Raw genomic sequence first — 5,849 nt, 5'->3', positions numbered from 1 at the left:
GCGCTGCTGGACGCGGCGGCGTACGCGCCGACGGGGCGGGTGGACCTGGCCGAGACGCCCGCGGACTTCGTTCCGCTGTCCTGGTACAAGATCACGGGGTATCCCTCGGGGGTCGGCTGCCTGGTGGCGCGCCGGGACGCGCTGGAGGGGCTGCGCAGGCCGTGGTTCGCCGGGGGAACGGTGCTCGCGTCGTCCGCGCGGACCGACTGGCACCTGTCCGCGCCGGTGCCCGAGCGCTTCGAGGACGGGACGCCGCCGTTCCTGGTGCTGCCCGATGTGACCGCCGCGGTCGCCTGGTTCGGGGCGGTCGGGCAGCCGGCGGTGGCCGCGCACACGGCGACGCTGACCGGGCGGCTGCTCGACGGCCTCGGCGCGCTGCGGCACCCGGGGGGCGAGCCCGCGGTGCGGGTGCTCGGGCCCGAAGGGCTCGCGGGCCGAGGACCCGCGGTCGCGTTCAACCTGCTGCGCCGGGACGGCTCGGTGATCGACGAACGGGTCGGGCTCGCGGCGGCGGCCGCGGCCCGTGTCGACGTGCGGTCGGGCTGCTTCTGCAACCCGGGGGTGACCGAACTGGCCAACGACATCGGCCCGGAGACCGTCCGCCGGGCCCTGGGCCGGGGCAGGCCCGCCGACGCGGACGCGTATCTGAGGCTGCTCGCGGTGCGGGCGCAGGGCGCGCTGCGCGCGTCGGTGGGGATCGCGACCAACGCGGCGGACGTGGACCGCCTGCTGAACGTCTGCGCCGACCTGGCCGCCCACCCGGCTCCCGACCCGGGGACCCCGAGGACCGGCTGCTGACAGCCAGGCGCGCGCACCCCGGCGCGGACGGTGGGGAGGCCGACGGGGGCGACGGGGACCGGGGCGAAGGCCGCGGCGAGCGAGCGCGGCGGCGGGGTCGGCTCGACGCGCCGGGCGCCGGTCCGGTGGAGCGGGATGCCGCCCAGGTGAACGGTGCGGCCGGGCACGACGCGTCCGGCGACGGGCAGGGCGGTGGTGGCGACGGCCGGGTGGCCGCGTTCGGTCGACGCCCCGGCGAGGGCGGCGAGGTTGCCGCGGCGCAGGGAGTCGGCCGTGGCCTGCAGCGACGGGGCTTCCGCCGGGCGGAAGGTGGCGGCAGTCGAGGTCGGCCACGGTGGTCTCACCCGGGTGGCGCGGAGCCGTGGTGCGCGTCGAGCACCACACGGCTGCGCGTTGTACGCGAGAGGGGGACGGCGGCCACCTCCACCGCGCCGGACAGGTCATCCGCGAGGGCGAGCACCCGCCGAGCGGGTCCACGCGGCTGCCGCCGGCGGCGCACCGGTCCTCCTCCGCCGAGCCCCTGCGAGCGGTGCCGTCCTGGCCGGGTTCGCGTTGCCGCGGCCGGTCGGCCGCGGCGGTCGATGGGGGCGCACGGCGGGCGAGGCGCGCGAGGCATCGTGCGCGCGTCGCGCGCCGACTCGTGCCCCGCGGGCCGTCAGGGTGAGGGCGGGTGGAGCACGGTCACGGTGAGGAGGGTGACGCCCTCGTTCCGGCAGCCGGTCAGCCCCTCCCGGGGGAGGAAGACGGCGGCGGTCTCGTCGGGCGGGTAGACGCGCAGGCCGCCGGCGGGGACGGGGTCGCAGTCCTCGGCGGGGTGGTTCTCGGCGCGGGTCACCCGAAGGTCGGCCTGGGCGGTGGCGCCGGGCGCGAGCTCGACGCGGACGGCGGGGCCCGCCTCCTCGCCGCGCGCCGCCGGGCTGCCGATCCCCGCCCCGCCGGCCGTGCCGCCCTCCTCGGCCAGGGAGACCCCGGGCCAGCCGGTGAGCGCGCAGGTGGTCTCGCCCTCGTTGGTGAACGCCAGCGGCAGCGTCATCGATCCCGCGCCCGCGTCGGCCGCGCCGACCTCGACGGCGAGCGCGTCGGTCGCGCAGCCGGCGGCCTCCACCGACGACCCGTCCCCGGGGGGCTCGGCCGGCTGCCCCTCGGTGGTCACCTCCTCGGTCGGCGTCCCCCCGGGCGAGGCGGAGGGCTCCCCGGCCTCCCCGGCCTCGCCCCCGGGGCCCTCGCCGCCGTCCTGTCCGGTGGGCGCCAGGTCCGTCGTCGCGCCGTGCGAGGGGCCGGACGCGGCGGGGGTGCCCAGGGGGCCGCCGGTCTCGCGGGTCATGGCGATCAGGGTCGTGGAACCGGCCAGGCAGACGGCCGCCGCCGCGGCGGCGGCGAGCACCCGGCCCCGGCGCCTGGTCGCGGCGCGGCGGCGCACGGCGGCGAACGCGCCGGGCGGCGGGGCCAGCGGGGTCACGCGCGCCGCGAACACCTCGGCGAGCTCGGACGGTTCGGCCTCCCCCGGCCGTTCGGGACCGTTCGGCCCGCCCGGGGTGTCGCGCGGGTCATGTCGTCGTGATGTCATGCAGTCCCCTCAATGCGCTCCGGAGCCGTTGTCGGGCTTGGTGAAGGTCGCTCTTGACGGTTCCCGGTCTGCGGTGGAGGGCCGAGGCGATCTCGTCCACCGGAAGGCCGGCGTAGTAGTACAGCAGGACCGGCACGCGCAGCCGGTCGGGCAGGGACTCGACCAGGCTGCGCAGGTCCACGCCCTGGTCGGCGGCGGGGGCGTGCTCGCTGGTGCCGGCGCTCGCGCGCCGGGCGGCGTGGCGTTCCCGCTCGCGGCCCCGCCAGTGGTCCTTGACCAGGTTGGCGGCCACGCTGAACAGGTAGGACTCGGGACGCCGCACCGTGGACCAGCGGGACCACAGCCGGGTGAACGCCTCGGAGGCGATGTCGTGGGCGGCGGCGTCGCTGTCCACCAGGCCGCGGCACCAGCCGGCCAGCCGGGGGTAGAAGTCCTCGAAGAGCTCCTCGGCTTCCCGCTCCCCGCTCACGTCTCCGCCCTCACGACCGGCCCCCGCTACACCGTCACCACCGACTCCCATCCCGCCGCCGGGGTCTCCCCCACCCCCAGCGCCCGCAGCTGGTCGAGCACCCGCGGGTCCTGGACCTCCAGCCAGTCACAGAGCTGACGGAACGAGACGAAACGCACGTCCTGGCGGCTCGCCATCTCCCGCAGCGCGTCCTCCACCGCGTCCATGTAGATGCCGCCGTTCCACTGCTCGAAATGATTGCCGATGAACAGGGGGGCGCGATTGGAAGCGTACGCCCGCTCGAACCCGGCGAGGAACGCGCCCCTCGCCTCGTCCCGCCAGGTCGTGTGCATCGCGGGGTCGCCGTCGGTCGCGCCTCCCGACTGGTTGGCGAGCATGCTGTAGTCCATGGTCAGCACCTCGAAGCCGTGACCGGGGAACGGCACCGTCTGGAGCGGGAAGTCCCACAGCCCCTCGACGCGGGTCGGCCAGCGCTGGAGGCCGCCGGGCGAGCTGGCGTCATAGCGCCAGCCGAGCGCGGCGGCGGTGGGGGCGAGGTTCGCCTGGCCGAGCAGGCAGGGCGTGCGCCCGCCGACCAGCTCCCTGGTGTAGTCGAACGGCAGCGGGTCGAGGTCGTCGAGTCCGGTGTTGGTACGCCACTCGGTGACGAACGCCATGGCCTGGTCGATCTCGCTGCGCCACTCCTCGGGGGTCCAGTGCTCGACGGATCCCGGCCCGGCGCAGAAGTGGCCGTTGAAGTGGGTGCCGATCTCGTGGCCGTCGAGCCAGGCCGCCCGCAGGTTCACCAGCGTCTCGCGGATGTGCGGGTCGCTGAGGTAGCCGATGTCGGAGGCGCCCGGGGCGTTGCGCGGCGGCAGGTAGTCGCCCGCCCTGGCCTCGGGCAGCAGGTAGAGGCCGGAGAGGAAGAACGTCATCGACGCCTCGATCTCCCGCGCCAGGCCGAGGAAGCGCTCGAAGAGGCCGTCGCCGAGCGCCGCGGCGCCGTCCCAGGAGACGACGACGAACTGCGGGGGCGTCTCCCCCGGCGCGAGGCGGCGCGGCTCCGGCTGGTGGGGCTGGGGCCCGGTGTCGGCCGTGGAGCCGTCGCCTATGAGCCGCGGGTGGTCGAGGCTGGGCGGCTGGTCGGCCCCGGTCGACGGGTCCTCCCCGGCCCCGCCCGTTCCGCCGGGCCGCCCGACCGCGTTCGCCGAGCCGTCCGAGCCCTGGACGTACCGGGTGACGGCGTAGCCGCCGGCGCCCAGGAGCCCGAGGGCTCCCAGCCGCAGGAACGCCCTGCGGCCCCGCCGCCGGTGCCGCGCCGCGCCGTGCCCCCGGTCGGCGTCGTACCGGCCGGCGTCGTACCGGCCGGGGTAGGGCTGTCCGTCGGAGGAGGGCTGCCGGTCCCGGTGGTGGTGCGGCGGGGAACCCATGAGGCGGCTCGCTTTCTGTCGAACGGTGCGCGTGGCGCGCGACACCGCATCGACCCCGCGGCCGCCTCATCGGTTGTCACAGCTCGGCAACAGGCCGGTCGAGCCCTGAACGCGGCCCGCCGACCCGCAGCCCCGGCGTCAGCCCGCCGGCGTCAGCGGGCCGGAGTGAGCTGGACGATGCGCGAGCCGTGCGGCGGGACGTCCTCCGCCGTCCAGGACCGATGGGCCCTGCCGAGGTCGGCGCGGGCGGCGAGGTCGCGGACCTGCTGGCGGCGTTCGGCCCCGACGTCGCCGAAGTCCACGGTGATGTCGGCGGCTTCCGAGCCCAGGTTGTACACCGCGACGGCCAGGCTGCCGTCGGGCATCTCCTTGACCCACTGCTGGAGCGTCCCGTCCTCGACCTGGACGGGCAGGCGCCCGGCCTGGTTGACCGCGACGACCTCGGGGTTGGTGAGGATGGAGACGGCCGTCTCGTCGAGGTTGGCCGGATCGCCCCCGGCGTAGAGCGGCGAGGAGGCCATGGACCAGAAGGTCATCACGCTCTGCCGCTCGGTGTCGTTCAGCCCGTCCTGGATGCCCTGACCCGTGTTGTTGCTGATCGGCATGGTGTCCAGGTCGGGCCAGTAGTTGGGCTCCACGTCGCCGAGCCACGCCGGCAGGTCCTCCCACCGGTTGTCGGCGGAGCTCTCCCAGGTGGAGAGGGTGTCGCAGTAGCACTCCACGTCGGTGTCGACGCGCACGCTGTTGGCGTGCGGGCGCAGGGGCCCGGCGGCGGCGTGGGGAACGGGCCAGGCGCTCGCGGTCAGCCACATGGTGCGCCCGGACTGGTCGATGGCCTCGGACCAGGCGGCGATGTCGGCGACGTTCTCCTCGGTGGTGCCGTCGATCTTGACGAAGTCGACGCCCCAGGAGGCGAAGCGGTCGGCGATGGAGTTGATGTACTCCTGCGCGCAGGGGTTGTCGTAGTCGATCTTCCAGTTGCCACCCCACATGTTGGTCGGGGTGAGCGGCTGGACGGCGATGTCGCCGGTGAAGCAGCCGGGCGCGCCCTCGATCGGCGCGTTCTTCTCGTAGACCTCCTTCTCCAGGCCGGCGGCGGCGTAGAGCCCGGCCTTGAGGTCCTTGCCGTGGATGTAGTCGATGACCTCGGTGATGCCGTTGGGGAAGCGCGCCGGGTCGGCGTTCGGGATGCCGCTGGCGTCGGTGTGGAAGTCCCACTCCAGCGTGGCGTTCCAGCCGGCGTCCATGTTGACGTACTCGTAGCCCGCCGAGGCGAGGTGGGTGGCGACGCCGTCGGCGGCGCGCTTGACGTTCTCCTCGTTGAGCCAGTTCTGTCCGTAGCCCTCGTGGGTCGAGGACTGGACGCTCCAGCTGCTCCAGCCCATGAACGGCCGGTCGGTGAAGTCGCTCTTGGCCAGCGCCGGCTGGGCGGGAAGGGCCACGACGGCGAGGGAGGCGGCGGTGAGGGGGATCAGGAGTCTGCGCAGGCTGCGTCGGAAGGACATGGTGCGACCTCCGGTGGGGATGGTGGGAATGGCGGTGATGGTGAGAACGGTGGGGACGGTCGGGATCAGTGCCGCGGGGGGTGGGCGGGCCGCTCGGGGGC

The 5,849-nt window shown here is 75.4% G+C and carries 5 protein-coding genes; 1 reads left to right on the top strand and 4 read right to left on the bottom strand.

Going from position 1 to position 5,849, the window contains the following annotated elements; genetic code table 11:
- Positions 1 to 798 (top strand): aminotransferase class V-fold PLP-dependent enzyme (locus ADY01_RS31635; protein ID WP_049580161.1); only part of this gene is annotated, 798 nt, incomplete at its 5' end.
- Between the two features lie 655 nt (positions 799 to 1,453).
- On the opposite strand, the gene ADY01_RS31630 is transcribed toward ADY01_RS31635, so the two are convergent.
- The 4 genes from ADY01_RS31630 to ADY01_RS31615 all read right to left on the bottom strand — a co-directional run.
- On the bottom strand, positions 1,454 to 2,365 hold the full coding sequence (locus ADY01_RS31630) for a DUF4232 domain-containing protein (protein WP_049580160.1): 912 nt from the start codon (positions 2,363 to 2,365) through the stop codon (positions 1,454 to 1,456).
- Complete coding sequence (locus tag ADY01_RS31625; RefSeq protein ID WP_234320491.1) at positions 2,346 to 2,834, bottom strand: RNA polymerase sigma factor; 489 nt, start codon at positions 2,832 to 2,834, stop codon at positions 2,346 to 2,348. Before ADY01_RS31625 ends, ADY01_RS31630 begins: the two co-directional genes overlap by 20 nt.
- Before the next feature lie 26 nt (positions 2,835 to 2,860).
- Entirely contained in the window at positions 2,861 to 4,243 is a 1,383-nt protein-coding gene (locus ADY01_RS31620; RefSeq protein WP_234320490.1) for a hypothetical protein, read from the bottom strand.
- 152 nt (positions 4,244 to 4,395) lie between these two features.
- Positions 4,396 to 5,849: glycoside hydrolase family 27 protein (locus ADY01_RS31615; protein ID WP_234320489.1), on the bottom strand; the 1,454-nt coding region annotated here is incomplete at its 5' end.

The organism is Streptomyces sp. SBT349 (genome assembly GCF_001083795.1).
GTDB lineage: Bacteria > Actinomycetota > Actinomycetes > Streptomycetales > Streptomycetaceae > Streptomyces.
The sequence above is the reverse complement of the archived record's forward strand: the minus strand, read 5'-3'. Positions and strand labels throughout refer to the sequence as shown.

Bases quoted from the DNA above. Each gene is read 5' to 3' on its own strand.
- ADY01_RS31630 (WP_049580160.1), bottom strand. From the start codon at position 2,365: ATGACATCACGACGACATGACCCGCGCGACACCCCGGGCGGGCCGAAC.
- ADY01_RS31620 (WP_234320490.1), bottom strand. From the start codon at position 4,243: ATGGGTTCCCCGCCGCACCACCACCGGGACCGGCAGCCCTCCTCCGAC.